The sequence below is a fragment of the Paenibacillus qinlingensis genome, assembly GCF_031455095.1.
GTDB classification, from domain to species: Bacteria; Bacillota; Bacilli; order Paenibacillales; family NBRC-103111; genus Paenibacillus_E; species Paenibacillus_E qinlingensis_A.
In genome coordinates this window covers 173,469-196,412 of record NZ_JAVDSB010000005.1, presented here as the reverse complement: position 1 = coordinate 196,412, position 22,944 = coordinate 173,469, and the positions used below count along the sequence as shown (strand labels likewise).

Here is a 22,944-nt window from a genome sequence, read left to right as displayed (position 1 = left end):
GATCACGTTTTCTATGAGTTATGCACATTGTACACAGGGTATGTGTATAACCTTGCTCACACGATGTGTATATATCTAAGTTTTCTTACAATTCGGATGTATGCGACGAAATCTATTCGTTAAGAAGCTGGAATAACGGTCTCCGTTGTCTCGGAGGTCACGCTATTTTGCATCCGAATCGCTTGATTGCAAGCCGATATGAACGCTTTAGCTACCGCAACAAGAACATCCTGGTCGATACCCGTATTCTTGTAGGTTTGACCACCAACCGAAATCGTCACTTCGGCTTCACCGGTTGCTTTTTCCCCTGTGGACAACGAGTGCAGCTCCAGATCAGAGAACTCCACATCCATCGGGATCGCTTGTTGCAGACAATGCACAATAGCCTCGATTGGGCCTTCGCCGGTACCGGAGTAGACGCTCTCTGTGCCCGTCTGATTATTTCTGACAGATACGGAAGCTACGCGATTGCGGTCACTGCTCGAAATCACTTGCATATGCGACAGCGTGAACGGCTCCATTTGCCCATCGACCGTGCTTCCTACTAGCTCCATCAGTTGGTCATCTGTGACCATTTTCTGCTCATCCGCTTTTTCTTTGAAGCGTGTATAAAGTGAATCCAGTTCCTCGCCTGTAAGCTCGATACCGAACTGACCCACGCGATGCTTCAGCGCATGGCGCCCAGAGTGCTTACCAAGGATAATCATAGAGCGCGGAATACCCAGCTTTTCTGGATCCATAATCTCGTACGTATTGCGGTTTTTCAGCAGCCCATCCTGATGGATACCCGCTTCGTGTTGGAAAGCGTTACGGCCGACAATCGGTTTGTTATAGGCAATCGGGAAGCCCATGATGCGGGAGACCATTTTGGAAGTGTTAAAAATCTCGCTCGTTACGATCCCCGTTTCCACGCCCATCGAATGCTTCCGCGTCTCAATCGCCATAACAAGCTCCTCAAGTGAACAGTTGCCGGCACGTTCGCCGACGCCGTTCACCGTTACCTCCACATGCGTGACTCCGGCAGCAATAGCCGCAATGCTGTTGGCAACGGCAAGGCCCAAATCGTTATGACAATGCGCGCTGTATTCGACCGTATCGCCGCCTCTTACACTTTGCCGCACTCTGCGGAACATCGCACCATATTCCTCAGGAAGTGCATAGCCCACTGTGTCTGGGATGTTGAGAATCGTTGCACCCTCGGCGATCACAGCTTCTAGCACTTCGAAAAGGAACTCATCCCCCGTTCGCGTCGCATCCATCGGGGAGAACTCGATCCGATCGACGAATTGCTTCGCATATCCGACCATTGCGCGAGCCATCTCGACTACCTGCTGACGCGATTTGCGCAGCTGGAAATCCAGGTGGATGTCCGACGAGGACAGGAACATGTGAATGCGTCTGGATGCTGCATCCTGCGTAGCTTTGACCGCTGCATCGATGTCGGCTTTGACCGCGCGAGCGAAGCCGCAGATCTCAACGCCTTGCAGCTCGCGTGAAATCTGCTGCACCGCTTGAAAATCGCCAGGGCTTGAGATGGGGAAGCCCGGCTCAATCGTATCAATGCCCATCAGCGCAAGCTGTCTCGCGATGCGAATCTTCTCTTCTGGGTAGAGGGATGCGCCTGGCGCTTGCTCTCCATCACGAAGTGTTGTATCAAAAATGCGAATGCGTCGATTAGTATTTGTATGGTTTTCCATGGTTTTTTCCTCCTAAGGTATGCCTGTGAGGGCTGTGAATTTGTATGGTCTCATGTGCTGTAAGCGCAAATTTCACCGTTACAGCGTGCGATTCATCCGAGCGGCGACTTTTGTCGCTGTGTTCAGTGGCTGCAGCGCACTATCCACAGACGACAAAAAGACCCGTCATCTCCACATAAGAGACGACGGGTCTTCACCCAGCGCGGTACCACTCTTGTTGACTCCGTGAAGGAGCCCACCTCAGATATAGCCAGCGAGCTGCTCGCTATATCACCTGATCACGGAGGTCATCCGTTCATCCCTAACAGCTAGTGTTCACCAGCCGATCAGGATGACCGCTTCCAAGCGAGTTCAGGGCGTTCTCGGTCTGCGTTGCATCAACCCGCAGCTTTCTGTACCGGAGACATCGAGTCCTTACTACTCTTGTTCATCGCGTTATTTATATGTGTTTCGTCAGATAAATCCCTTTCAGAACAACCAAAAAAGCCTGCCATCTCTATAAAAGAGACGACAGGCTTGAACCTTCCGCGGTACCACTCTAATTGATCCGAGCTGTTACACTCGAAACCACTCATGTACCTGATCACGGGGGTCAACCGTCAAGACCTACTTGGGTGCTGGATCCTTGGCATCCTTATCAGTCCTACCGCTCCCGGGCGAGTTCAGGTGACGTTTCGTCTGTGCTTTCACCAAGCGCACAGCTCTCTGAGCGAAACTGTTCATGCCTTACTATTCCCGTTCGTTGCGTTTGAAAGTATTGATTGTGATTATAATATGCACTTTTTTCAAAGTCAATACAACTGTCTGAAAATTTATTTTATTTGATTACTTGGAGCATGCCCCGGAGCTGATGCTGAGTTAGTTCGACTTTCCCTGCTTATTTGCGGCTGTTGACACAGATTTCGGCCAATAGTTCGGTTTCACCCACTTAAAAACGCCTTAAACCAGGCGTCCACCCGCTAGACCGCTAAATAGTTTGGCGGAATCGAATTAAACGCTCATCGGGGGCGATAAACGCCCATTTAGTTTGGTTTTTTCGGACTAATCGTGCTTGCGAGGGCGAAAAACATCTACCACTCTTCGAGCTTAAGCTGTGGCTCGGCTTTCAACTCCATGGAGTCGAACTCTTGCTGGTCCCACTTCAAGAAAGCTGCGGCGCCTATCATCGCCGCATTATCCGTGCACAGCCGGTGCGGCGGCACCAGCAGCGGCACACCCAGCTGCTCGCAGCGCTCGGCGAGCCTGCTGCGCAGCCCTTTGTTCGCGGCGACACCGCCCGCGAGCAAGAGCTGTTTCGCGCCGAATTCCTTCACGGCGCGGCTTGCCTTCTCTACAAGCACGTCGATGACGGATGCTTGGAAGCCTTTTGCAATCTGCGCGACCTGAACGGTTTCGCCGCGCATTTTGCTTTGGTTGACGACGTTCAGCACCGCGGATTTCAATCCGCTAAAGCTGAAGTCGTAGGAATCTGCCTCGAGCCAACTGCGAGGCATTTTGATCTCGGAATCGGCTTCCTGTGCAAGCCGATCCACGTGCGGGCCGCCCGGGTAAGGCAATCCCATTGCCCGGGCAATTTTATCGTAGGCCTCGCCGGCCGCATCATCGCGCGTGCGCCCGATGATACGGAACTGGCCGGGGCCTTCGAGCAGAATAAGCTCGGTGTGTCCGCCGGACACGACGAGCGAAATCGAAGGATACACCAGCTCATGCACGAGCTGGTTGGCGTAGATATGTCCCGCGATATGGTGAACACCAATCAGCGGGAGCTCTAGGGCGCAAGCGAGCGCTTTGCCCGCGACGACGCCCACAAGCAGAGCCCCGATTAATCCAGGGCCTTCGGTTACGGCAATGGCGGAGAGCTCGTGGAGCGATACGCCTGCTTCTGTGACGGCTTCCTCCAGCATCCATGTGATCGACTCCACATGCTTACGGGAAGCCACTTCCGGCACAACACCGCCATAGCGTTGGTGCGTTTCGATCTGGCTCGAAATCACGTTCGAGCGAATGATTTTGCCATTTTCGACAATAGCTACGGAAGTCTCGTCACAGCTCGTTTCAATAGCGAGAATATACACCGGCTTTGATGTTACATCTTGATCTTGATCTCTCATATTTCTTTGTTGTCCATCCTGTTGCGTCTGTTCATTACTCACACTATTCACCTATTTGAAAACCTCATTCACTGAGGCTATCCTTTCTACGATTGGGCAAATCTGCCCACATAACGACAGCATCCTCACGATTATCCGTATAATAGCCTCTACGCACACCAACAGAACGGAAACCTAGCTTCTCGTATAAATTTTGTGCCACATAATTCGAGGTTCTTACCTCAAGCGTAATGCGAATGGCACCGAGGAACGATGAAGTTTTCATCAACTCACGGAGGAGTCTTTCCCCGAGCTTACGACCTCGGTAGGTGTCTTTTACCGCGATATTCGTAACATGGGCTTCCTCCATAATGAGCCACATGCCGCCATATCCCGCAACTTCCCCATCGATATCCATGATCATATAATGAGCAAATTGGTTGTTCGTCAGCTCATTCTCAAAAGCACCTCGGGTCCAAGGTGTCGTGAACGCTTCCTGCTCAATTTCGACAATAAAAGGAATGTCTTCCATGGTCATCGAGCGGAATACCAATGCATTTTCTATGGCATGCGGCTGTCTCTGTTCCATGATTATTGTTCCCCTTTCTTCGTCTGTAGGCCAGCCAGCAGATTGGCTTCCGCTTCTGGAAGCCTCGTGTAATTCGGTACGAAGGTATGAACATCCGCTTTCTCGCCACTTGCAAGTCTAGGATAAGCGAGTATACCAATATACGCTGCTTCAATCCCATAAGGAACCACACTTACACTGCCTCCAAAATCTTTGGCAAACTGCTCAAGCTCCGCCACAAAGCCCTCTGTCTCTCCGACAAATAAAATGTGACTAGGCGCAGCTGCTGCTGCTTGGGTAAGAATCTGGTCCGTCCACGCTCCAATGACCCGAATACCATCCGGCAACACTTCACGCCAAGTAGCATCAGGCACTCTTGCTTCTGTTACTGGTGTTGCTCCTTCAAACGCATACACAGCCGTAAACGCCTGTTTACGCCTTCCATCCATCAGCGGAACTACCCATGTCAACCCTGTTCCTTTATAGTCGTTCTGTACAGAACCACCAATTGCCATCGCTTCTAAACTGGATACACCGATGAGATCCAATCCGATCGACCATGCGAATGTCTTGGCAACAGAAACAGCGATTCTAACGCCCGTATAAGAGCCTGGTCCTTGACCTGCAACGACCGAGCGAAGATCTCTCGGCTTCATTCCTAAACTAGAGAGCAAATCTTGTATGTGAGGTATCAATCCAATAGAATGATTCCGTTCCGCGTGAGAGCTAACTTCACCAAGCAGACGACCATTTTCCAAAACAGCTACTGTCATTGCCGAAGTTGAAGTATCGATGGCTAAGCATCGACCTGTATTAGTTATCTGTTCCGTCATGTAAATATCCGTTCTCCTTCATCTGTTCACACCAGCCTAGATACGGCGAACCGTATGGAGTCAGGTGAAATACACGAGTCTGATCAGCCTCTTGGGTGATCGTAATCCTTAATCTGTCTGGTGGCAGCAAATCCTCAATTAAACTAGACCATTCAATCAGCGTGACCCCTGCCCCATAGAAATAATCCTCTAATCCCAATTCATCTGCTTCCTCTTGCGAAATACGATACATATCCATATGGTAGAAAGGGAGACCTGCTCCCTCATATTCTTTGATAATCGTAAAAGTAGGCGAATTCACATGCTCCGAAATCCCCATTGCTCTTGCGAAGCCTTGTGAGAATCTTGTTTTGCCAGCACCCAAATCACCATCTAAGGTCAAGACCGTACCTGGTTGTAGATAGGTTGATAATAAGGTTCCCAGTTTATCCGTATCTGCTTCATGCTCAGAACGAAACACAAATGTGGATTGAGTCAATGATCTCATCCCTTTCTTCCGCGTGCGCGTGCTGTTTCTATTATAGTCCCCGCTAGCAGGTGACAGCAACCTGTCACCTGTGAAAAAAAGAAAAGCCCTCCCCGATTCAATCATCGGAGAAGGCTTCTTTTGCCCATACGGACCTTAGTGTACCTCTTCAAGCTCCCTAGCTGGAACGACCCGAGCATCTGCGGGATTGCCTTCCGCATGTACTTTGACGAGACCTTTACCGGAATCTACACTGTCAATCCAGACAGCCATACCGTTCAGATCCACCTCAATTTTCTCATCTGCAGCTAAAATCTCCTGAGCGCGGTGAACATTCATGGTTCATCCAGTACGGATTCCGGATATTCCATCGTATCCGTGGTTGAGTGCTCAATTAACCCACCCTGCATGGTGACGTTACCGCCGCCAAGCCCCTCATTAATCATACGATCAATGTCCATATAACAATCGTCCCTATCTTCATTGTTCGTATTTTGTGACAGATTTGATTCTGATGCCATCCGTAATCCCTCCTTTGGTTCGCTATTTGGGCTATCATGTTGCATTAATAAGCTTTCCATTCTCCCCGCTAACCATTCTCTTAAATCCCTGCCGTATAAAGGTTCTGCTTCAAGAGAATACTAGTACAATTATGTATGTTGGGGGAGGAACGCTATCTATGCATACGGTGTGGAAAGGTGCCATCAGCTTCGGGCTTGTTCATGTGCCTGTTAAAATGTTTTCAGCCACAGAGGATAAAGACATCTCTATGCGCTATATTCACAAAACTTGTATTACCCCGCTATCTTATGTCCGAAAATGCCAGACTTGCGAAAAGGAAGTAGAGTGGGAAGAGATTACGAAGGGCTATGAATATGAGCCTGGACGATTCGTACTTTTTGAAAAAGACGAGTTAGAAGAAATCTCCGGTGAAGCCAATAAGGAAATTAAGATTTTGGACTTTGTCAATTTAACAGATATCGACCCCGTTTATTTTCAAAAGACGTATTATCTCGGCCCTGGAGATACAGGTGCAGGTGCTTACATGCTATTGCTCGATTCGATGCGCCAAACAGGCAAAATCGGTATCGCCAAGGTGTCTATCCGCTCCAAAAGCTCGCTAGCAGCAATCCGCGTCATTGAAAATTGTTTAGCTATGGAAACGATCTTCTACCCGGATGAGATTCGGCCAATTTCGCAAGTCCCTAACCTTCCAGAGAAGGTTACTGTGAATGAGCGGGAGATGGAAATGGCGAAAATGCTGATTAATCAGCTATCCACTCCGTTTGAACCGGAGAAATACAAAGATGAGTATCGAGCTCGCTTACTGGAAGCCATTGATCATAAAGTCGCTGGCGAAGAGATCCAGTCCGCCCCTCAATTGCAAAAGACAAGCGTCATCGATCTGATGTCCGCGCTGCAAGCCAGCTTAAATGCGACGAAACCGTCCGAGGGCACAATAACGCTTGGCGCGGATGCCTCGGTGACCGAGGAGAAATCGCAAGGGAAAAAGCCAGCAGCAAAGCCGCGCGCCCGAAAACCCAAAGAGCCTGTTACATGACAGCGATAAAAAAGTGCCCGTCTCGGTATCCGAGATGGGCACTTTTTTTCCAGATATTTCGTGCCCTCACCCCTGCGAGGCAGGTTTCAGCTTTTTTCGTTTCATCAGCGCTAACATCAGCAGCACTAAAGGCCCAATAACCATGAAAATTGGAAATATAATGGGCGCCGCTATTTTTTGCGGGAAAATAATCGAGATCTCTTCATAGTTAACGGGTATGAAGGATAAGAGCATCACTACGAGTGCAGTAATCCATGTGACGATTTTCCAATTTTGCAAACCTAATAGCTGTGACGCCCCGTAGCTTGCAACAAATAAATAAAGTCCCAATTTCGTAAAAATGCTTATAATCCAAATACTAACCACGATAGCATCCAAATTTTCAATAATGCCGCCAATAGAAATGGATCGAACAATCATTAACATCGGATACGGATAGGCAGCAGCTACATTGGGACCAAACATTAGGATACTGACGATTATGGACAGTGTTGTCAGTACGCCTGAAAGCATAACACCGCTGACGGCGTAGCGAACGGTGTGCTTCCTTTTGCTCACAAAAGCGATCAGCACCATGAGCAGAATACAATCAGCTAAGAAAGCTGATGTCGGAAGCGCACCCTTCATGATGGACATGACATTGTTATCTAAAAGAATGGGGAACAGTCGATCTCCGTTCATTTGATTGATACCAAGCAGCATAGGGCCAACTACGCAGAGCAAAATAATCGGTCCCGTAATTTCACATATACGCGCTATCACGCCTACCCCATGTAAGGTAGGATAGAGTACGACAAGAAGCATCGGCACTTCAACCACATAGAGGGGCGTCTTAGGCATAATGGTACCTGTAATAAATAAACTGAATTGCTGCAAGATCACGGTCAAAATAACTAGCCAAACCAAGATGTAGAGAGCAGTGATCACCCAACCTAACCATTTGCCTAACAATATTCGATTGTATTCAGCGAGTGTCCGTCCTGGGAAAATCACATTAAGCTTCCCACAAATATAAGCAATCGCCATTCCCACCAATGTCGCCAATAGGATCGATATCCACGCATCCTGCTTGGCCATTTGAGCAGCTGGCGAAGTCGTAAGAAGGATGGTCATAATAATTTGCGTGCTAACCATCATCCAGAATATTTGCCGGTTCGATAAATCCATATCACTCATGGACGCCCCTCCTCTCTACCATTATTGAGCCGTTATAATCGGGAAATTAGATATGCCTGGTCTCTGTATCACGCTTTTGACATCTAACTCAACGTCAATGGTCGGATAGATGGTAGGCCACTCCTCTTTGGCCTTTTTCCACTCCCGCGGATACTTTTTATGAAAGGCTCGTGCAAAGCCTAGTACGTCTACCTTTTGTTCTTTTTGTAATTGTTGTAAGGTATCGGTCAAAATTTTGCAAATCTGCCGATCGAACGGTTCCTCTAATTTCCTCATGTTATCTGAGCCATTTGCCAGGCTGATGTCTGTTGAATTTTGTACAACATCCGCCTCTAACTTTAGTTGGACCTTCATTTTCCAAATCCCATTTTCAATCAAAGGCTTCAGATGAAGATCAGTCGTTATGATTTTGATAACAATTTTCCCATCGTCTTCTTGATCTGTAATTGTAATATTCCTTCCAAGATCTTCATGAATAAACAATCGAACCCCCATTTGTGATTCATGCGCTAGAAAGCCCACTAGCTTGCCCTTTTGAATGACGCACATGCCTTCTACGGTGATTATCGATTTGTGAGATTTGTTGGAAATTAAATTACTTTTATTGGCAACAGGCAGTAAAAAATCCCCTGACTCTCCACTCAACACTTCCTCGATATCATGCATCGTCGAAGACCGAATCAGTGGCTTCTGAGATAGTTTAATTAACGTTTCATACGAGTTGGGATCATTTTGCGCTTCTAACAGCGCCTTGGCCGTTCCTCTGCATACAAAGAAATTGGCCTGTTCCCGCGGTTGAATATCCCTAAATAGAAAATCGAAATCATCATACATACCGCTACGCGCCAGTTCTTCTCCGAAGAAATAGGCTTTGGCATGCCCCCAAGAGAAATAGCGAGGAAACTTTTTTTGCAATTCAGTTAACGCATCTGGCATGGAATCTCCTATTACTGAAACCGTATAAACATTACCGTTGCCGGCACTTCCTTCTCCAGAGGAAGCTGCTGGATTCGGGATGAAGACTTGGACCGTCACTTCTACCTGATGATCTACGCTTTTGTCGATACCTGCTGCAATGATAAAGGCCATGTCATTCACTTCGATCCGATCCCAGCATCCCGTTAAGAGCAGCACGCAAAGGGAAATGACAGGAAAGACAATATAGTGCCTCATTGCGGTCCTCCTATCCGCTAGTTCTCATTCTGGTCATCTTGGTTTTCGCCTTGTCTTTTCAAATTCGTTTTAGCTGCATAAAAGGCAGGACGAGATGTCAATTTGCTGATGGGAGCACGAAATAGGACATCTTTAATGCCTTTTGGATAAATCGGGGCAAATGGTGCCAAATATGGGACACCGAAAGATCGGAGAATACACAAATGACTGATGATTAACAGCAACCCCAGAATTAAACCAAACAATCCTAAGATGCCAGATAGTATCATAATGGGAAACCGAAGGATGCGTAAGGAGATACCTGCTGAGTATTGCGGCATCATAAAGGAGGAAATACCGGTAATGGCTACAACCATAACCATCGGGGCAGAAACCAAGCCCGCTTGAATGGCGGCTTGTCCAATTACGAGTGCTCCCACAATACTGACGGCAGAACCAACCTGCCTAGGCAGTCGTACGCCCGCTTCACGCAGCGCTTCAAATGTAATCTCCATAATCAACGCCTCTACCAATGCCGGAAAGGGAATCTCTTCACGTGATTTGGCAACACGCAGCAATAACGTTGTAGGTACCATTTCATGATGAAAAGTTAATACAGCAACATAGATGGCTGGCGCTAGCATGGCGATTAAGAAAAAGGTATATCGGAGCCAGCGAATCAAGCTTCCAATAAGAAATCGCTCATAATAATCCTCAGCCGATTGCATCAATGACCAAAATGTCGTGGGAGCAATGAGCGCAATCGGCGTGTTATCCGTAATAATGACGACACGCCCTTCTAACAAACTCGATACCGCCACATCCGGTCGTTCGGTTGACTGTAATTGAGGAAAAGGCGAGTAGATATTGTTCTCAATCAGTTCTTCGATGTAGCCGCTCTCTAGAACGCCATCAATCTTAATTCGAGCGATTCGTTCCGTAACTTTTTTTATAATTTCTGGTTTCGCGACCCCTTCGATGTACGCTATCGTGACATTCGTCTTCGAATAACTACCTAGGATGAAAGGAACGAATTTCAACGCGGGGGTTTTTAACCTTTTGCGAATTAATGATCGATTCACTTCTATGGATTCAACGAACCCCTCGCGCGGGCCCCTGACGATAGATTCAGCCAATGGCTCTTCTACGTTCCTACCTTCAAAATGCGAAATGCCAATTGATATGGCCCCTTCGAGGGTATCTAGCATCAGAACTGGTTTACCATTCAGCACTTCGTTCAGGATATCCCCCAAAATGCCTATCTTATTAAGCTCCGGCACCTGGATGTAGCTCATCGCCTCGTCCATCGATTTCATACTTTCGGTATTAGCATGCTTAATCGGTTCAAGGACATGCCCATCAAGCAGTTCTACATTCACCATCCCCCGTAAATACAGGAGGGCTGCTTTCATGCCGTTTTCCAAATAAAACGCCGAGAAAACAACATCATCACAGTCTTTAAATAACGTCCGCAAATGAAGGATATTAGAGGAAATATCTGCTGAAACCAGGGTATGAAACGTTTCCTTGCTGATACTTGGATCCTCAGGAAAAGGTTGATTCATGCCTAACTCTCCTTTTCTTCCCACATTCATTTACGTATTGTTATGCTCTCAAATCCATTAGGCTATTCAGTTGTTTCCTTTGCAGGTGTATTTTAACAAAAAAGCATTGGTGTGCTTTGTTTGATAAATGAATTTCATCTCATCTTACATGTTTCTCTCTTCTCATAATGGAAATAATGGAAAGTAAAACATACTTGGAGACATTCATGAAACTACATCCAATAGCCCCCTTCGAGCCCATACGCACAGAAATAATACCAACGTCAAGTGACTGGATAACACAAATAAAATGGGATGGCGTGAGGATGCTAACTTATTTTGATGGTCATGAGGTTCGATTAATGAATCGCAAACAAAATGATCGAACCAACCAATATCCTGAGTTATTAGCCATTCAAACCTATTGCTCCGCTACTTCTTGTATCATTGACGGGGAAATAATCGCATTCGACCAAAAGAAACCCGCGTTTCACGAGGTAATGAAAAGAGAATCGTTAAGAAATAAAAAAAGTATTGACCTTGCATTAAGTCGCACGCCAATCACTTATATGATTTTTGATATAGTCATGTACAACGATATTTGGTTACTAGATCGACCTTTGCTAGATAGACAGAAAATTCTTGAAGAGGTCATTATCCCAAACTCAAACGTACAAATAACGCAAAATTTTGCCGATGGAAATAAACTATTTGAGGTTATGAAAGAACATGGTATGGAAGGCGTTATTAGCAAGGACCTTCGAGGAAAGTATCTAATCGGAGGGAAAGATACACGTTGGCAAAAGAAAAAGATATTTCATGATTTATATGCAGTTATAGGTGGAGTAACACTTCGAAATGGCATTGTGAATGCACTGCTCTTAGGTTTGTTTGATCAAGGAAATTTGCATTACATTGGACATGCAGGAACCGGAAAGTTAAGCAACAATGATTGGCGAAATTTGACTCAGTTAATTCAATCAAAGATTATTTCGGAAAGACCGTTTGCCAATGAACCAGCAAGAAGTAATGAGGCCATTTGGCTTAAACCTGAGCATACAGTAAAAGTGCAATTTCTAGAGTGGACATCCAATGGAACCATGAGACACCCTAGTATTCAGTCTTTGGTTGATGTACAGATTACTGACTGTACATTTCAGCAGTAAGATGGGATTATCGGAATTTTAACACAGTTAAACGCTCTTCCAAAATTACACGCAGTTCATCAGGAATCCGCTCAAACTCGACTCCTTTGCCCAAAAATAAAAGCCAATCCGCATAATACGCCAGCGCTTCTGTATCAGTCACATCCAACTGTACATTGAAAATCCCGCTCGATTGAAACATCCCCGTTAAGGACAAAATGATCCCAGGCGGGTGCATACGCTTAAAGCGCTGAATCCCAATCGTATCCAGTTTCACAACAAGATTGGATTCACGTGCGCGAAGCAGCTTCTTGTTTAAAATCTCTTGTTCAGTCCACTTCATCTTCCCCTCAGAAATGGCCGAATCCCTTAACATCTCAACAGGTAAATAGCGAAACTCATCCGTATCCAAATCGTAAACTTCAACCAGCCACTGAGCATTTGAGTTAAATATATGCAGCAAATAAACGTCCAGCAACTGTGGCCAGCCAAGACTCAACTCATACGTCACGCGTAAATGTTTATCCCGAACAGCAAGCGAAATCAGCTGGTTTAGCTCCGCGGGGGCCGCATCATCGAGCTCCAAAAGATTCGGATTGGCGGGATTTGTATTTTCGAAAAGCAAGATATTATTCAGCTCAATCAGCTCGTCTTGCTGGGTTTGCGATGCGATACCGATCAGTTTTTCGGTAATGGAGCGGCGATTTTGCAGATAAGGCAGCTGCGAATTTTTCGAGGCGATAAAGCTGATAAAAATCGCTTTCAGCTCTTCTGGCGTAAAGCGAGCGGCGGGTAAATATTGATTGGGCAGGACATGGTATCCACCACCACGCCCAAGTTCAGACGTCAACGGAAAACCCATCGTCTGAATCTCTTCGATATCGCGGATTGCCGTCGCGCGGGAAATCTTGAACTCCCGGACAATCTCACCAATTGTAAAATGCGCGCGGTTATTGATATAACGCATGATTAGGTTGACTCGTTCTGTTTTTTTCATGATGTTATTATATCAAATATGGAGCCTAAAATGTCAGCACGGACGGATGTACAGTGTCAATTTTTAGTTTTCAATAAAAGGTATCATTTCTTGATACATTTGAGCCATAGAATCAGTCTTGTGAAGAAAACATTCCCCAAAGGAGAGAATAAACATGACTAACTATGCAATCAAAACAATCTCAGAAAACTACAAAATGACGGGTTTTGGTGTTACATTTGATGACTTTAACGACTGGGCAGGTAATGCAGCAAAAACAGCAGCGAAGAAAGCTGAAATCACTGAAAATGGCAAGCTTGCTGAACTTCTCGCACTCACTGACGGGCAAGAATATCAAATCAATTACGTCGTGGACGGCAAGGCTTGGCGCGGCTTCGGCGTAATGGGTGAGTTCGAAGTGGAAGGCGCGGTCGTCCTCGATTTCCTAGCTGGCGAGTACATCGTCGTGCCTGGGACAGGTGCTGACAAAGACCGTCTTGCTGACGAAATCACAGGCAAGGTATTCGGCGGCCTGCTCCAAGAAATCAAAGAGTATAAATATGTCGGTCCTGGTAACGCAACGTTCGTGAAAGCAAATGAAACAGGTGAATTCTACGGGGAAATGTCGCTTCGTGCCAATAAAGTAGGAAACTAATCCATGTAAGGAGCAATCTCATGGCAAATTACACACTTGATCACAAGAAATCATTCACATTGATCGCTTATGGTTTTTCAATCCAGTCGAACTTTCAAGACATGCCAGCTATGCAAAAAGAAAAAACCGAGTTTTGGGACAAACTCAAGGCTGACGGGCGCTTTAATAAGCTCAAAAACGCCGCAAAAGATGATCGCGAATGGTCAGTCAATGAGGTTTATCAAGGTAAACCGTGGAATTATTTCGCGGTAGAAGCTGGCAAATCAGTGGGTGACGCAACGCGCATCATTGAATTTCCAGAGAGCGAGTACATCGTGGTCGCAGGTAATGGCGACAAGGAAACTTTGTTTGATCAGTTGACTTACCGCGCTTTTGGCGAAGTCTTGGCCCAAATCACGGATTATGCTTACATCGGCGGTCCCAATGCGACTTATCGCAAAGATAATGGCGATGGCACATTCTACGGCGAATTTTGGGTGCCTGTGGTTAAAAAATAAGGGTATTCAACATGCAGACTAGGGTTTTATTCCCTTGTCTGCATGTTTTCAATTGAACACTTCCTCCCCCTCCATAAAATTATATCTATACAGACCTCCATAAATTTGAGATATTTACATCGTCGTTTATTTAACTGTCGATCTGGAGGCTGTCATGATTTATTTAGCTATTCTCATCTTTTTACTTACGATTACCTTCGTCATTTGGCAGCCGCGAGGCTTAAGCATTGGTTGGACAGCATCAGCAGGAGCTTTGCTTGCCCTCGCTTGCCAAGTTGTTTCCCTGCAGGATGTCGCCACAGTTACAGGCATCGTCTGGAACGCAACGCTCGCATTTGTGGGTATTATTGTAATCTCCATTATCTTAGACGGAATCGGATTCTTCGAATGGTCTGCCCTCCACATGGCACGCTTAGCCAAAGGTAACGGCAAGCTCATGTTCGTCTACGTGATCCTGCTCGGCGCAGCGGTGTCGGCCTTTTTTGCCAATGATGGGGCAGCCCTGATCCTTACACCTATCGTATTAGCCATGGTCCGCGCGATGAAGTTACCGGATGCCGCCATTCTTCCTTTTATTATGGCAAGCGGCTTTATCGCGGACACTTCGTCACTGCCTTTTGTCATAAGCAATTTGGTAAACATTCTTTCTGCTGATTTTTTCGGGATCGATTTCGTCACTTATGCAAGCCGGATGTTCGTAACGAGTCTATTCTCATTAGGCGCAAGCTTGCTGGTTCTCTACCTTTATTATCGCAAACAAATTCCTGAAACCTATGATATTGCAGAGCTGAGACCTCCTTCGGAAGCGATTAAAGATCTGCCTCTGTTTCGCTTATCTTGGTGGATTCTCGGTATTCTATTAATCGCTTATATTGGCAGTGGATTTTTTCATGTTCCGGTTTCATTCCTCGTTGGCGCTGCCGCACTTGGCTTCCTACTCATTGCCAGAACGAGCGCTGTGATGGATACCAAAAAAATTGTGAAAGAAGCTCCGTGGGCCGTTGTCATTTTCTCTATCGGGATGTATGTCGTGGTCTACGGGCTTAAAAATGTCGGTCTCACGGATGCGCTGGGGGATGTGATCGAGATTATTTCAAGGGAAGGTCTGTTCGTTGCCACTTTAGGCATGGGCTTCCTTGCAGCGATCCTCTCTTCGATCATGAACAATTTGCCGACGGTGCTGATTGATGCCCTAGCGATTCAAGGTACTCAAACGGACGGCATAGTCAGAGAGGCCTTGATTTACGCCAATGTCGTTGGGACCGATCTGGGACCGAAAATGACGCCAATCGGTTCGCTTGCAACCCTTATCTGGCTTCATGTTCTAGCCAAAAAAGGTGTCAAAATTACTTGGGGCGGTTATATGAAAGCAGGTATCATTCTAACGGTACCAACACTGCTTATCACGTTGATCGGTTTGTATCTATGGTTGCAGGTCGTAGCCTGACATGCAGGGGGAACACTTACTACTCCGTTTGAGAAGTGTCTGACTAGGCAATAATTGGTGATACGACCAAGCTAAGAAGGAGTTCCCCGACCTATGGCGTTCAAAGCAGAGAAAGCGACGCTTCTCGTAGAAGGCAACGAGTTAACGATCACGAATCCGAATAAGCCGCTGTGGCCTGATCTAGGCATCACGAAAGCGGATTATCTAACGAAGTTAAGTGAGCTCTCGCCGTACCTCTTACGTTACTGTCGTAATCGTCATTTAACGACGATTCGCTTTCCACACGGGTACGATGATAAGTCATTTTATCAGAAAAATGCTCCGGATCCTGTCCCCAGCTTCGTTAAGCTTGCGCCGCTGGACGGTATTAACTATGTGAATTTAGACTCCTTATCTACGCTCATGTGGCTTGGGAATCTTACATGCTTGGAATTTCATCCTTCTTTCCATTACATCGGGGAAACACTTCCTGCGGAATGGTTGATCGATATTGACCCTACCTTAGAGGAAGAACCTCGCATCATGGAAGCTGCTCTTATTATAGGTGAAGTCCTCGATTCGCTGCGTATTCAGTCGGTTCCCAAAACCTCTGGTGCTACTGGTGTGCAAATTTACATTCCTATTCAACCTGGCTATACATTCGAAGAACTCCGACGTGTGGGGCAGTTTATAGCGGCGTATGCGGTGAATATGCATCCAAAACTGTTTACTATTGAGCGCTTCAAGAAAAATCGGGGTGATAAGATTTATATCGACTATCTCCAGCATTGGTATGGCAAAACACTCTCGGCTCCCTATACGCCACGCGCCAAAAAGGATGCCACCGTTTCAACGCCATTACTTTGGAAAGAGGTCGAGCTTCATCCTAGCCCTCGCGAGTTCAATCAACTAACCATCATGAATCGGTTACGAACCTATGGAGACCTAATTGACCGAGTTTCGCCCCAAAACTTAGACGCTATTTTAGCGAAATTAAAAGAGTAGTTCTATGCGGAACTACTCTTTTATATTTAGAATAAAGGAGATAATAGCCGCGCTATCCTCTCCTTCCTTTTCTCGCTTCGCGACCGCCTCTCAAACTCATCCAGTCTAACTTCCGTACATTCCTTCAGATCCATCTCGAAGTCGCTCTCCAAACGGCGAATCACCTTCTCGTCAAACATCACCGCATTCAACTCGAAGTTACTGAAAAAGCTTCGTAAATCTACATTAGCCGTCCCCGATGTCGCCATGATGTCATCGACGATTATCACTTTGGCATGAATAAAGCCTTTTCGGTACAAGTAGAATCGCACCCCAACCTGCAGCAATTCCTGTAAAAAAGACCTTGAAGCGTATTGAACGATAAGAGAGTCGGCCTTGAAAGGGAGAATAATACGCACATCTACACCACTGATCGCCGCTGATTTGAGTGCCATTATGATGCCGGGATCAGGAATAAAATAAGGCGTTGTCATCCATATTCGCTGCTTAGCAGCAATCAAACCCGCGAAATACATCTCCTGAATAGCATCCCATCTTACATCGGGACCACTAGAAATGACTTGAACGAACGACGATTCTTGCACGGAATGAGATGGATAATAGCTGTGTCCAACCAATCTCTCACCGCTCACAAAGAACCAATCTGTCAAGAATGTTCGTTGTAAATCATAGACCGAATCACCCTGCAGCATGAGGTGGGTATCTCGCCAGAAACCAAGCTTCGGATCACCGCCTACGTATTCATTACCAATATTGATTCCACCTACGAACCCTACCAAGCCGTCCACAACCACGATTTTACGATGGTTTCGATAATTCAGTCGTTTATCAAAGAACGCAATCAGCGGCTTTAAGAATGGTTGAACAGCAATCCCAGCACGCTTCATTGTCTCCGTGTATGCCTTCGAAAGCGAATGACTGCCAATGCCATCATAGGTGACCCTCACGATTACCCCTTCCTTTGCTTTTTCAAGCAAAGCTTGTTGAAATCTTAAGCCTATCGCATCATCGCGGATCGTATAGAATTCGAAGTGGATATGATGTTGTGCCTTCCTTATTTCCTGCAGCATCGCCTCGTACGCCACATCTGCATTCGTCAGTACTTCAACGCGATTCCATGCTGTAATCGGTGCATGAGGCACGTGGCGCAGCCACTCACGTAGGCGTTGTTCACCTGCCAAGAAGCTGTCTACACCATTTTGTGAGACTGATCCGACTTTGGAAGTGGCGCCTTGGAACTCTCGTTTATCATCATAAGGACTGGCGAGGACATGAACTCGCTTCCGTCTAACGTATTCCCTTGCAATGAAGACATACATAATAAATCCAATTATTGGAAAAATAAACAAAATACTTAACCATGCGACTGACTTTGCAGGCCTTTTATATTCACAAATGAGAATCGTAGCTGCCTGAAATATAAACAACAACAGCAGTAGCAGTACCCATAACAACAACACCATCTCCAGTCCCTACATCTTCATGCTGAGATAGCTTTTGCTAAGGTCTTCCGTGCTATACCTTTTCTTTCCAATACGACCCGTACAATAAATTTTTCCAACTTTCGTAATAAAATCCTTCTGTTTCGCAGAATATAATCTACGCATTCTTATTTCTTCAACTCAGCGTAACAGGAGGTGCCTATCGCTTATGGCCAAAACACCGAAATATTTGATGAAAAGCATCCTACAAAGTCGGAAATCTCACTCATCAAGTGAAGGGCCTCCCCCGCCCACTCTGGAGCAAGCGCTCGATATTCCATTCATCGAAGACCTTAAGAAAACGAAGCTCTCGCTGCTGTTAGATGAGAACCATAAATTTATTAAAGATATGTTCACGGAATGCTCCGATGTCGTTGTGAGGGAATTCGAGATTGATCCGCATATCCCAGCCCTGCTTCTATTCGTTGATGGTCTAACCAATACGGAACTACTGAACGATACCATGAAATCACTCATGCTCATTGGTGGTGGAGAAACTTCAATTGAACGCATTGCGAATGTGATTCTGCCCGTGTCTCAGACACAGATTTCCGATAATTATGGCGATTTACTCACTTCTGTCTTGGGCGGCGATGCTGCTCTGCTTGTTGAGGGGAACGCGAAAGCTATTCTGCTCGGCATCCGTGGCACAGAGAAGCGTTCCGTTGGTGAACCGGAAACAGAAACCGTCGTGCGCGGGCCGAAGGAAGGTTTCGTCGAGAGCATCCGGACGAACACTTCCATGATTCGCCGCAAGTTAAAAACACCTAAACTCAAGATGAAATCCATGTGTGTCGGCAAACAAAGCAATACGAATCTTGTCGTTTGCTATATGGATGACTTAGCCATGCCTTCTTTAGTTGAAGAAGTCGTCAAACGACTGGAACAAATCAAGATTGATGCCATTCTAGAATCAGGCATGATTGAAGAGCTCATTCAAGACGACGCCTATTCGCCTTTTCCACAAATGCAATATACAGAGCGTCCTGACGTAGTTGCTTCCGCCTTACTTCAAGGGCGGGTTGCTATCCTAACTGACGGGACCCCATTTGCACTCATCGTTCCCTTCGTATTCATTCAAATTATGCAGACTAGCGAAGATTACTATGAACGATTCCAGATTAGCTCACTCTTACGTATGCTTCGTTATGTCTTTATGTTTCTGTCTTTGACGACACCTGCACTCTATGTTGCCATAACGACGTACCATCAAGCACTACTCCCAACAGCCTTAATGCTTAGCGTCGCTGCCTCACGGGAAGCAATCCCTTTCCCGTCTGTTGTAGAGGCCTTCATTATGGAAATCACTTTCGAGGCTTTGCGAGAGGCCGGTATTCGACTCCCTAAGGCAGTTGGCTCAGCCGTTTCCATCTTGGGCGCGCTCGTCGTTGGGCAGGCGGCGGTTCAAGCCGGCATCGTTTCAGCACCTATGGTCATTGTTGTTTCAATTACAGGGATAGCTTCCTTCACGATTCCACGATTTAATGGCGCAATTGCCATTCGGATGCTGCGCTTTCCTATTCTTATTGCTGCCGCCGTTTTTGGATTCTATGGTATCTTTTTCTCCTTAATGATTCTTATCGGGCACATGGCGAATCTTCGTTCCTTCGGTGTTCCTTATTTATCACCTGTCGGCCCATTATCCGCTACGGATATTAGGGATGTTCTTATCCGTGCGCCCTGGTGGCAAATGCAGAAGCGCCCCGAATTTATGGCCATTCAAGATAACATCAGCATGGATAATGCCTTACCTGATCAAATCAGGAAAGCCGGAGGCTTGGATGGCAGCAATATAGATCACGTACACAAAGCCAGTAAGGAGGAGCAATCTAATGATTCATCCTAAACTACGTTTAAGAATGGTCGCCATCCTTCTATGCTCCACGACTCTTCTTACTGGCTGTTGGGATCGTACGGAGACGAATGACCTCGCGTTTGTCGTTACGTCTTCAGTTGATCTAGAGGATGACGGCAGATTTCGTGTCACGTATATGTTCCCGCTTCCTGGGTCAATGGGCGGAGCTAGCGGCGGCGGCGGCGGAACATCTGGAGGGAAAAGCTACTACATTGATTCTGAGGTAGGGAACACCTTCCGCGATGCCGTCAGTAAGCTTCAAATGCGGTTGTCACGGCGAATATTCCTCTCACATCGACGAACGATTGTCATTGGTGAGGAACTCGCTAAGGATGGCATTAATTCGATATTTGATGTCCTACCGCGATCACCCGAGAATCGGATGACTTGCTTCCTAGTCGTTGCGAAAGGTAAGGGCTATGACCTTTTGAAGGCCGAACCCAAGTTCGAACGATTCCCCGCTGAAACCATTCGAGAGCTGGCCAAATCACGTCAATCCATGCCTACGTCCATGAAGGATGTGGGTCTCTCTCTAAGCTTTAACAGCGATCCTATTATGAGCTATATGCAACCATATGAGGGACAACCTGCTAACGAGTCATCACATGAAATCCAATTGACTGGTTATGTACAATTCAAAGGGGATAAGATGGTTGGCGTCTATAAGAAGAAAGAAGCTTGTGGGCTCATGTTGCTTCGAAATCAAGTGAAAGAACAGCAGCTCACATTCCCCATGGAAGAAGGTAAGGATATTTCCATTGCCATTATTGGGGGCCAGACAGCTATCACACCCAAACTTCTCGATGATAAGGTCCAGTTCGACGTTCTCGTCGATGCTCGTGGAGCGATACGAGAAGACTGGTCTGATGAGGATTTATTCAAGTCCGAAAAGCTTCATCACGTTGAAACCAAGTTCGCAGAGCAAATCAAGCTGTCCGTGCTAGCGACGATTAAACAGATGCAAAAGGAAGGCACGGATTCGGCTCAGCTTGGTCTCATGGTTTGGCGAACTCATCCTCAGGAGTGGAACGAACGATACGGGAAGGACTGGGAACATTATTTTAAAGAAGCTGAGTTCAATATTGTGGTCAAAGCCATTATTCCTGATACCGGTGTGATCAATCGCAACGTGACCAAAGGAGGCATTTAACGATGGATGGTATCTTCATCATCAGCTTTCTCAGCATGCTGGCCGGCTTTTTTATTATGGATAGAAAAATGCTTCGGCAGGCGAAAACAGGCTATAAAATAACTTATGGTCTTGCCGTTGGTATCATCCTTGTTCTTCTTGTCACAAAATATTTTCACGTTAACATACCGATGCCTCCCTATTTCTTTGTGCAAAATGTTTCTCCTTGGCTCATCCGAGTTCTTGGCATCTAAGCAGAAAGGTGGTCTTCCTCATGGATAGTAAGCAAGTCATTAACCTACGTCAGCTCTCGTGGCTAGCTTCTTCCATTGTCACCAGTGGAGGCATCCTTACCTTGCAAAATGAGTTAATTCGTATCAATCAAATGGACGCTTGGTTCAGCTATTTACTTTCTATTATCTATGTGTTCCTGATAGCTGGCTTCTTTGGCTATATAACCAAGCTCTATCCGCAAAAGAACATTTTCGAAATATCCAAAGAAATATTAGGTCAAGGCTTCGGCACTTGTCTAAACCTACTCATTTTGTTTCATTTCTGGCAGATTGTTGTCCGTGATATTTCCTCTGTATCTAGATTTAGTTCCACGCTGTTACTACATTCAACACCTTTGGAAATATTATTTTTGCTAAATTGCTTGTTACTTATTTATTTTGGCAAAACAAGCCTAGAGGTCATTGCTCGTGTAAACGATCTCTTCTACCCGCTATTCGTGGTTACCATTACCATTATGCCGCTGCTCCTTTCAAATGAATTCTTCTTACGGCTTACTACACCTGTCTTAACGATGCCGCTTCAGCATTGGACAGCTAGTTCCATTCTGACACTTGGAAGTGCTGGTGATGTATTCATTCTAGGTGCTTTTCTTCATACGATTTACAATTCCAATCATGTGCGATCCGCTATTCGACATGGCTCATTGCTCGGTTTTTTTCTACTCACCCTTATTCTATTCGCCATAATTGCCGTACTCGGACCTAGGATGCCTGCTAATTTCTCATATCCTACGTATAACTTGGTTCAAACCATTCATGTTACTGACTTCCTAGATCGACTTGATCTCGTCATGCTCATGATCTGGTTTCCAACAGTGACGTGTAAAATTATCGCGATTTACTTGGCACTTTTGATCGGTATCACCTCCCTATTCAATGGGCGGAATTATCCAATGATCAACAAGCCCATCGGGCTTATGTTGGCGCTAACGACTTGCCTTTCCTTTAAAAGCACGACCGAGCTGCTCTCCTTTTCCAACTTTAGCTCACCTGTCATTGTTCTGGCCTACCAACCTTTCACTATGGTTCTTCTCCTTATCGTAGGGATTCGAAAGAGGCGGAAAAATCCAAATGCATTGGCTACCCCTTCCTCCTCCGGCGGCACTCATGCTAAGCAGGATCCTGAACAAAATTCAGGTAAGCTCAGCCAACGTCTAACCTATTCCCATTGGTTGCAGGGAGGGAATCTATTGCTGTTCATTTGCGTTGCTTTTATTCTGATCGGGCTCATGTTTGGCGAAAAATCTCCATTGATTGGTACAATTTGTGCGATTGGATTCGGCAGTGGTCTACTACTGACGACACTTACCACTTATATGGAGACCACCAAGCTGAAACAAGCGGAGGCAAGTAATTAGCATTAGGAGCTACCGTGAAATGAGATATGGAGGAATG

At 46.1% G+C, this 22,944-nt stretch carries 22 protein-coding genes and 2 other annotated features; of the genes, 10 read left to right on the top strand and 12 right to left on the bottom strand.

Annotated elements, in window-relative coordinates; genetic code table 11:
- Window positions 1-119: 119 nt before the first annotated feature.
- From J2736_RS16690 to J2736_RS16660, 7 genes are all read right to left on the bottom strand, one after another.
- On the bottom strand, window positions 120-1,697 hold the full coding sequence (locus tag J2736_RS16690) for a 2-isopropylmalate synthase (protein WP_310499733.1): 1,578 nt from the start codon (window positions 1,695-1,697) through the stop codon (window positions 120-122).
- 175 nt (window positions 1,698-1,872) lie between these two features.
- Window positions 1,873-2,137, bottom strand: a binding site (T-box leader).
- A 60-nt stretch (window positions 2,138-2,197) separates the two neighbouring features.
- Window positions 2,198-2,449: a binding site (T-box leader), on the bottom strand.
- A gap of 318 nt (window positions 2,450-2,767) precedes the next feature.
- On the bottom strand, window positions 2,768-3,808 hold the full coding sequence (tsaD, locus tag J2736_RS16685) for a tRNA (adenosine(37)-N6)-threonylcarbamoyltransferase complex transferase subunit TsaD (RefSeq protein ID WP_310499732.1): 1,041 nt from the start codon (window positions 3,806-3,808) through the stop codon (window positions 2,768-2,770).
- A gap of 64 nt (window positions 3,809-3,872) precedes the next feature.
- Window positions 3,873-4,376 carry a ribosomal protein S18-alanine N-acetyltransferase gene (rimI, locus tag J2736_RS16680; RefSeq protein WP_310499731.1) on the bottom strand — a complete coding sequence of 168 codons (504 nt, stop codon included), beginning with the start codon at window positions 4,374-4,376 and terminating at the stop codon, window positions 3,873-3,875.
- A gap of 2 nt (window positions 4,377-4,378) precedes the next feature.
- The gene (gene tsaB / locus J2736_RS16675) at window positions 4,379-5,188 is read right to left on the bottom strand and encodes a tRNA (adenosine(37)-N6)-threonylcarbamoyltransferase complex dimerization subunit type 1 TsaB (protein WP_310499730.1); all 810 of its coding nucleotides are present in this window, start codon (window positions 5,186-5,188) and stop codon (window positions 4,379-4,381) included.
- Window positions 5,169-5,675 (bottom strand): tRNA (adenosine(37)-N6)-threonylcarbamoyltransferase complex ATPase subunit type 1 TsaE, encoded by a 507-nt coding sequence (gene tsaE / locus J2736_RS16670; protein ID WP_310499729.1) that lies wholly within the window; start codon window positions 5,673-5,675, stop codon window positions 5,169-5,171. The genes tsaB and tsaE overlap by 20 nt, the downstream gene beginning before the upstream one ends.
- 135 nt (window positions 5,676-5,810) lie before the next feature.
- On the bottom strand, window positions 5,811-5,993 hold the full coding sequence (locus J2736_RS16665; protein ID WP_310499728.1) for an H-type small acid-soluble spore protein: 183 nt from the start codon (window positions 5,991-5,993) through the stop codon (window positions 5,811-5,813).
- A complete protein-coding gene (locus J2736_RS16660; protein ID WP_310499727.1) occupies window positions 5,990-6,175 on the bottom strand; it encodes a hypothetical protein in 186 nt (61 codons plus the stop codon). The genes J2736_RS16665 and J2736_RS16660 overlap by 4 nt, the downstream gene beginning before the upstream one ends.
- 158 nt (window positions 6,176-6,333) lie before the next feature.
- On the opposite strand from J2736_RS16660, the gene ku reads away from it, so the two are divergent.
- On the top strand, window positions 6,334-7,215 hold the full coding sequence (gene ku, locus J2736_RS16655; RefSeq protein ID WP_310499726.1) for a non-homologous end joining protein Ku: 882 nt from the start codon (window positions 6,334-6,336) through the stop codon (window positions 7,213-7,215).
- A 66-nt stretch (window positions 7,216-7,281) separates the two neighbouring features.
- Here the strand turns inward: ku and J2736_RS16650 are convergent, their stop codons facing one another.
- From J2736_RS16650 to J2736_RS16640, 3 genes are read right to left on the bottom strand one after another with little or no spacing between them, the layout of a single operon-like run.
- Window positions 7,282-8,391 (bottom strand): GerAB/ArcD/ProY family transporter, encoded by a 1,110-nt coding sequence (locus J2736_RS16650; RefSeq protein ID WP_310499725.1) that lies wholly within the window; start codon window positions 8,389-8,391, stop codon window positions 7,282-7,284.
- 21 nt (window positions 8,392-8,412) lie between these two features.
- Window positions 8,413-9,564, bottom strand: a complete 1,152-nt coding sequence (locus tag J2736_RS16645) for a Ger(x)C family spore germination protein (RefSeq protein WP_310499724.1) — start codon at window positions 9,562-9,564, stop codon at window positions 8,413-8,415.
- A 17-nt stretch (window positions 9,565-9,581) separates the two neighbouring features.
- Window positions 9,582-11,108 (bottom strand): spore germination protein, encoded by a 1,527-nt coding sequence (locus J2736_RS16640; protein WP_310499723.1) that lies wholly within the window; start codon window positions 11,106-11,108, stop codon window positions 9,582-9,584.
- Window positions 11,109-11,275: 167 nt separating this feature from the next.
- Between J2736_RS16640 and J2736_RS16635 the strand changes: the two genes are divergently transcribed.
- A complete protein-coding gene (locus J2736_RS16635; RefSeq protein ID WP_310499722.1) occupies window positions 11,276-12,253 on the top strand; it encodes an ATP-dependent DNA ligase in 978 nt (325 codons plus the stop codon).
- A gap of 7 nt (window positions 12,254-12,260) precedes the next feature.
- Here the strand turns inward: J2736_RS16635 and J2736_RS16630 are convergent, their stop codons facing one another.
- On the bottom strand, window positions 12,261-13,229 hold the full coding sequence (locus J2736_RS16630) for a helix-turn-helix transcriptional regulator (RefSeq protein ID WP_310499721.1): 969 nt from the start codon (window positions 13,227-13,229) through the stop codon (window positions 12,261-12,263).
- A gap of 154 nt (window positions 13,230-13,383) precedes the next feature.
- Between J2736_RS16630 and J2736_RS16625 the strand changes: the two genes are divergently transcribed.
- The 4 genes from J2736_RS16625 (at window position 13,384) to ligD (ending at window position 16,791) form a co-directional block, all read left to right on the top strand.
- Window positions 13,384-13,863, top strand: a complete 480-nt coding sequence (locus tag J2736_RS16625; protein WP_310499720.1) for a hypothetical protein — start codon at window positions 13,384-13,386, stop codon at window positions 13,861-13,863.
- Between the two features lie 20 nt (window positions 13,864-13,883).
- Window positions 13,884-14,360, top strand: coding sequence for a GyrI-like domain-containing protein (locus J2736_RS16620; protein WP_310499719.1), 477 nt, complete (start codon window positions 13,884-13,886; stop codon window positions 14,358-14,360).
- Window positions 14,361-14,514: 154 nt separating this feature from the next.
- Window positions 14,515-15,807, top strand: coding sequence for an arsenic transporter (locus J2736_RS16615; RefSeq protein ID WP_310499718.1), 1,293 nt, complete (start codon window positions 14,515-14,517; stop codon window positions 15,805-15,807).
- Between the two features lie 93 nt (window positions 15,808-15,900).
- Window positions 15,901-16,791, top strand: a complete 891-nt coding sequence (gene ligD, locus J2736_RS16610; RefSeq protein ID WP_310499717.1) for a non-homologous end-joining DNA ligase — start codon at window positions 15,901-15,903, stop codon at window positions 16,789-16,791.
- A 26-nt stretch (window positions 16,792-16,817) separates the two neighbouring features.
- On the opposite strand, the gene cls is transcribed toward ligD, so the two are convergent.
- Window positions 16,818-18,245: a cardiolipin synthase gene (gene cls / locus J2736_RS16605; RefSeq protein ID WP_310499858.1), complete on the bottom strand. Its 1,428-nt coding sequence runs from the start codon at window positions 18,243-18,245 to the stop codon at window positions 16,818-16,820.
- Window positions 18,246-18,441: 196 nt separating this feature from the next.
- Between cls and J2736_RS16600 the strand changes: the two genes are divergently transcribed.
- Genes J2736_RS16600 through J2736_RS16585 form a run of 4 tightly spaced genes read left to right on the top strand, consistent with a single transcriptional unit; the run spans window position 18,442 to window position 22,907 of the window.
- On the top strand, window positions 18,442-20,118 hold the full coding sequence (locus J2736_RS16600; RefSeq protein WP_310499716.1) for a spore germination protein: 1,677 nt from the start codon (window positions 18,442-18,444) through the stop codon (window positions 20,116-20,118).
- Window positions 20,105-21,277: a Ger(x)C family spore germination protein gene (locus J2736_RS16595; protein ID WP_310499715.1), complete on the top strand. Its 1,173-nt coding sequence runs from the start codon at window positions 20,105-20,107 to the stop codon at window positions 21,275-21,277. Before J2736_RS16600 ends, J2736_RS16595 begins: the two co-directional genes overlap by 14 nt.
- A gap of 2 nt (window positions 21,278-21,279) precedes the next feature.
- A complete protein-coding gene (locus tag J2736_RS16590; RefSeq protein ID WP_310499714.1) occupies window positions 21,280-21,510 on the top strand; it encodes a hypothetical protein in 231 nt (76 codons plus the stop codon).
- 20 nt (window positions 21,511-21,530) lie between these two features.
- Complete coding sequence (locus tag J2736_RS16585) at window positions 21,531-22,907, top strand: GerAB/ArcD/ProY family transporter (RefSeq protein ID WP_310499713.1); 1,377 nt, start codon at window positions 21,531-21,533, stop codon at window positions 22,905-22,907.
- Window positions 22,908-22,944 lie beyond the last annotated feature (37 nt).

Coding starts and splice junctions, on each gene's coding strand:
- J2736_RS16690 (WP_310499733.1), bottom strand. CDS start 1,697: ATGGAAAACCATACAAATACTAATCGACGCATTCGCATTTTTGATACA.
- tsaD (WP_310499732.1), bottom strand. CDS start 3,808: ATGAGAGATCAAGATCAAGATGTAACATCAAAGCCGGTGTATATTCTC.
- rimI (WP_310499731.1), bottom strand. CDS start 4,376: ATGGAACAGAGACAGCCGCATGCCATAGAAAATGCATTGGTATTCCGC.
- tsaB (WP_310499730.1), bottom strand. CDS start 5,188: ATGACGGAACAGATAACTAATACAGGTCGATGCTTAGCCATCGATACT.
- tsaE (WP_310499729.1), bottom strand. CDS start 5,675: ATGAGATCATTGACTCAATCCACATTTGTGTTTCGTTCTGAGCATGAA.
- J2736_RS16665 (WP_310499728.1), bottom strand. CDS start 5,993: ATGAATGTTCACCGCGCTCAGGAGATTTTAGCTGCAGATGAGAAAATT.
- J2736_RS16660 (WP_310499727.1), bottom strand. CDS start 6,175: ATGGCATCAGAATCAAATCTGTCACAAAATACGAACAATGAAGATAGG.
- ku (WP_310499726.1), top strand. CDS start 6,334: ATGCATACGGTGTGGAAAGGTGCCATCAGCTTCGGGCTTGTTCATGTG.
- J2736_RS16650 (WP_310499725.1), bottom strand. CDS start 8,391: ATGAGTGATATGGATTTATCGAACCGGCAAATATTCTGGATGATGGTT.
- J2736_RS16645 (WP_310499724.1), bottom strand. CDS start 9,564: ATGAGGCACTATATTGTCTTTCCTGTCATTTCCCTTTGCGTGCTGCTC.
- J2736_RS16640 (WP_310499723.1), bottom strand. CDS start 11,108: ATGAATCAACCTTTTCCTGAGGATCCAAGTATCAGCAAGGAAACGTTT.
- J2736_RS16635 (WP_310499722.1), top strand. CDS start 11,276: ATGGAAATAATGGAAAGTAAAACATACTTGGAGACATTCATGAAACTA.
- J2736_RS16630 (WP_310499721.1), bottom strand. CDS start 13,229: ATGAAAAAAACAGAACGAGTCAACCTAATCATGCGTTATATCAATAAC.
- J2736_RS16625 (WP_310499720.1), top strand. CDS start 13,384: ATGACTAACTATGCAATCAAAACAATCTCAGAAAACTACAAAATGACG.
- J2736_RS16620 (WP_310499719.1), top strand. CDS start 13,884: ATGGCAAATTACACACTTGATCACAAGAAATCATTCACATTGATCGCT.
- J2736_RS16615 (WP_310499718.1), top strand. CDS start 14,515: ATGATTTATTTAGCTATTCTCATCTTTTTACTTACGATTACCTTCGTC.
- ligD (WP_310499717.1), top strand. CDS start 15,901: ATGGCGTTCAAAGCAGAGAAAGCGACGCTTCTCGTAGAAGGCAACGAG.
- J2736_RS16600 (WP_310499716.1), top strand. CDS start 18,442: ATGGCCAAAACACCGAAATATTTGATGAAAAGCATCCTACAAAGTCGG.
- J2736_RS16595 (WP_310499715.1), top strand. CDS start 20,105: ATGATTCATCCTAAACTACGTTTAAGAATGGTCGCCATCCTTCTATGC.
- J2736_RS16590 (WP_310499714.1), top strand. CDS start 21,280: ATGGATGGTATCTTCATCATCAGCTTTCTCAGCATGCTGGCCGGCTTT.
- J2736_RS16585 (WP_310499713.1), top strand. CDS start 21,531: ATGGATAGTAAGCAAGTCATTAACCTACGTCAGCTCTCGTGGCTAGCT.